Here is a 3,189-nt window from a genome sequence, read left to right as displayed (position 1 = left end):
GAACATTCCCTTGTCCTGGTAGTCGTTGAATACGAAGATCTCGCCCGTGTTCCCCTTCCCTTGGGACATCACAAAGAAGCCGACACCGATCACGATGCACAGTGCGATCATCTCCACCAGGGTGAGCACGACGTTGAACTTGACGCTCTCCCCTACCCCGCGGAGGTTGATGGCGGCGAGGAGCAGCATAAAGCCCATGGCAACTGCGGTGATGGCACCCTGCCCGGGAAGGCCCATCCATCCGTTGATCTCGAACCCGCCGAACAGGTTTTGGGCCAGGACGTTGGCGGAGGTGGAGGCGCTGGTGATGCCTGAACAGACCACGGCGAAGGCCACCAGAAAGGTGACGAAGTGGATTCCGAATGCCTTGTGCGTATAAAGGGCGGCACCGGCGGCCTGGGGATACTGCGTGACCAGCTCCAGGTAGGAAAAGGCTGTCAGGGTGGCCACCACGAAGGCCAGCAGGAACGGCAGCCACACGATGCCGCCCACTGTTCCTGCCATGGTTCCCGTAACTGCGTATACGCCTGCGCCGAGGATGTCGCCCACAATGAAGAGCAGGAGGAGCTTGGGGCCAAGGACCCGTTTGAGTTCGGGTTCCTTTCCTTCAGGAGTAGCGTCGGACACTTCTTCGAAAGTTTTGCTCATTGTCGGCCTCCACAACACGTGGGCGGGTGGGCCCGGGGTGCATACCGGATAATTCACTCTCTACCTCATGGTTGGGTTTGGCAATGATAGCCCCGGCCCTCTCCGCCCGTCAGGATGTGGTTTTGCTGCCACCGCCGCCGCTTGGGAAAGGCGATCCGTTGCAGGTCGTGCGCGGTGATGACCTTTGCCCCGGCGGCACGGGCGCCGGCCTGCGCACCCAACCCGCTGACGTCGTCGTATCTTGCCGAAAAGTGCGTCAGGACCAGGGTCCCGACATTGCCGCCGCCGGCCAACGCTCCAGCCTGCCCGGCCGTGAGGTGGCGGTACTGGTCGGCGAGCGCGGCGTCCTCGTCGCTGAAGGTGGACTCCGCGATGAGGAGGTCGACGCCGTCTGCCAAGTCCTCCGCACCCGTACAGAGGGCGGTGTCCATAACGAAGGCGAAGCGCTGGCCAGGCCGGGGAACGCTGACGTCGTCAACATGGACGCCGGCCAGGGTGACTTCACGCTGGAGGCGTCCGACGTCAGTCCCCGTGATCCCTGCTGCGGCAAGGCGTTCGGGGAGCAGGGTGCGTCCATCCGGTTCAACCAGCCTGTAGCCGTAGGTCTCAACGCGGTGCTTTAGCGGCCGGACCTCGAGGCCTTCTGCCACGGTCCCGCTCCCGCCGTGCGGGTGAAGCAGCAGGTCTATCCCGGGCGAGCTGACGGACACCAGGGCACGGACCACGTCCTCGCCGGAGGCCGGGTAGTGCAGATGCACGGGGTGGGCCACACCGTCCAGCGCCATGCGGGACAGCACGCCGGGCAGGCCGAAACAGTGGTCACCGTGGACGTGGGTGATGCAGATGCGCGTGATCTGTGTTGCGGAGACGCCTGCATGGATCATCTGGCGCTGGGTTCCCTCGCCGGGGTCGAAGAGCAGCCCCTGGCCGTCCCAGCGAAGCAGGTAGCCGTTGTGGTTGCGGGTCCGGGTGGGGACCTGGGAGGCGGTGCCCAAGACGACGAGTTCTCGCATCGTTACAGCGGACCAAAAAGCAGGTTCCGGAATGATCCGGGACCTGCTTAGTGGTTCAGTGTGAAGGGTCAGCGCCGCTTGAGCATGCCCATGATTTTGCTGGCCATGCCACCGGAGCCCGGCCGGCCGCCCATGGCTCCTGTGGTGTTGGGCGTCCGCCCTGTGGCGTTCATTCCGGTGCCGCGGACTGTTCCGCCGGTGCCGGACCTGCCTGCGAATCGTCCAGCGGCATTCCTGATCATGCTTCCCAAGTTCATGTGAAACTCCTTCAGTCTTGATCCTGCCAACCGATATTCATCAGCCTGCTTATAATTTTAGCGTAGTTTCGATTTCCGGCTAGGGTCGGAGCCGAACCATCTTGCCTGGTTGCCGTTGGTGCTAGCGCTCCATGTCATCGGGGTCGAACTCGCTGAGGGGCGAACCGCCGAAGTTTTCCTGGTCGTCACTGGCATCTGCTTCCACGCCGGTAGGGTCCTCGCCGAAGTCCACATCGGCAACCGCCTCACCCAGGGTCGGCGTGCTTGCCGGCGGTTCATCCCCGGCCCCGTCGCGGGTCGCCTTCATGTCATCGCGCAGGGTCTGGTCGCTGAGGAAATCTTCCTCCTCCCCGGAAACTTCGTCCTGGAGCAGCGGATCCTCCTGCCAGCGGTCCGGATTGTTCTCCGCAGCACCCGGGTAGCTGTCAGGCTGGCCGCTCGTCACGGGGTCCAGTTCAAGGGATGAGGCCGCGCCGGGGGTTTCGTCCAGGAGCACGTCATTTTCCTCGACGATCTCAAGTTCGTCATCAGGCAGGTTCTGTCCCGTCATGGTGATGCCTTTCTCTTCAGCGGCTTTCCGGATAATAGTAAGCATACTGACGAACCGGGTGTGGTGTGAACCTCGGGGCTAAGGGCAATAAGAATTCTCACGCTCATTCCCCATGCCCCACCCCCTACTACCCACCCGTAGCGTAGCGCCGCGTTTTGGAGCAGGAGCATACTGAATACGCCGCTCCAGTCGATGGACGTTACCGGCCGAGCGGCTCATTCGCCGGCAGTTCCCGGGGAAATCTGCCGGCATCTTGGGCGAAGGCGGGACTCCCTTCCCACGCTTCGCATCCCTTCAACAGAAAATACCGGTCTCAAAGGGGTGGAAGATCAACGATGAATCGCATCAGGACAGGGCTACTGCCGATGGCCACTGCTGCAGTACTAGCCTTGGGACTTGCTCCCGGAACGGCGGTCGCCCATGGAGGATCCGGGCACGCGGGCGCGGACCACAGCGACGATTGGCGGAACAATGACGACCAGCGCCGGCTGGTCAGGATCCTGCGCCACGTTACCGACGACTACCGGTGGCTGGAGAACGCAAAGAAGGCCGGCTACAAAAAGATCACCGAATGCGTCGAGAAGCCCGGTGTCGGGGCAATGGGCTTCCACTACGCGAAGCAGGAACTTATTGATGACAAGACCCAGGCCAGAAAGCCTGAGGTTCTGGTGTACATGCCTAATAAGTACGGGCGGTACAAGCTGGTAGCCGTGGAGTTTAT

The 3,189-nt window shown here is 62.4% G+C and carries 4 protein-coding genes and 1 pseudogene; 1 reads left to right on the top strand and 4 read right to left on the bottom strand.

What is annotated here, in order from left to right:
• The 4 genes from AC5RWX_RS31750 to AC5RWX_RS31735 form a co-directional block, all read right to left on the bottom strand.
• Positions 1 to 648 (bottom strand): APC family permease (locus tag AC5RWX_RS31750; RefSeq protein WP_494100164.1); only part of this gene is annotated, 648 nt, incomplete at its 3' end.
• 65 nt (positions 649 to 713) lie between these two features.
• On the bottom strand, positions 714 to 1,661 hold the full coding sequence (locus AC5RWX_RS31745) for a ribonuclease Z (RefSeq protein ID WP_494100163.1): 948 nt from the start codon (positions 1,659 to 1,661) through the stop codon (positions 714 to 716).
• A gap of 68 nt (positions 1,662 to 1,729) precedes the next feature.
• Positions 1,730 to 1,918, bottom strand: a complete 189-nt coding sequence (locus AC5RWX_RS31740; RefSeq protein ID WP_494100162.1) for a hypothetical protein — start codon at positions 1,916 to 1,918, stop codon at positions 1,730 to 1,732.
• A gap of 121 nt (positions 1,919 to 2,039) precedes the next feature.
• Positions 2,040 to 2,468 (bottom strand): hypothetical protein, encoded by a 429-nt coding sequence (locus AC5RWX_RS31735; protein WP_494100161.1) that lies wholly within the window; start codon positions 2,466 to 2,468, stop codon positions 2,040 to 2,042.
• A gap of 365 nt (positions 2,469 to 2,833) precedes the next feature.
• On the opposite strand from AC5RWX_RS31735, the pseudogene AC5RWX_RS31730 reads away from it, so the two are divergent.
• A pseudogene (locus AC5RWX_RS31730) lies at positions 2,834 to 3,189 on the top strand (hypothetical protein); the annotation flags it as partial.

The organism is Arthrobacter sp. SPT-J7, from assembly GCF_059089965.1.
Note: the sequence above shows the minus strand (reverse complement) of the source record. Positions and strands in the feature narration are given on the sequence as shown.

Excerpts from the sequence above, each read along its gene's own strand:
- AC5RWX_RS31745 (WP_494100163.1), bottom strand. The coding sequence starts at position 1,661 with ATGCGAGAACTCGTCGTCTTGGGCACCGCCTCCCAGGTCCCCACCCGG.
- AC5RWX_RS31740 (WP_494100162.1), bottom strand. The coding sequence starts at position 1,918 with ATGAACTTGGGAAGCATGATCAGGAATGCCGCTGGACGATTCGCAGGC.
- AC5RWX_RS31735 (WP_494100161.1), bottom strand. The coding sequence starts at position 2,468 with ATGACGGGACAGAACCTGCCTGATGACGAACTTGAGATCGTCGAGGAA.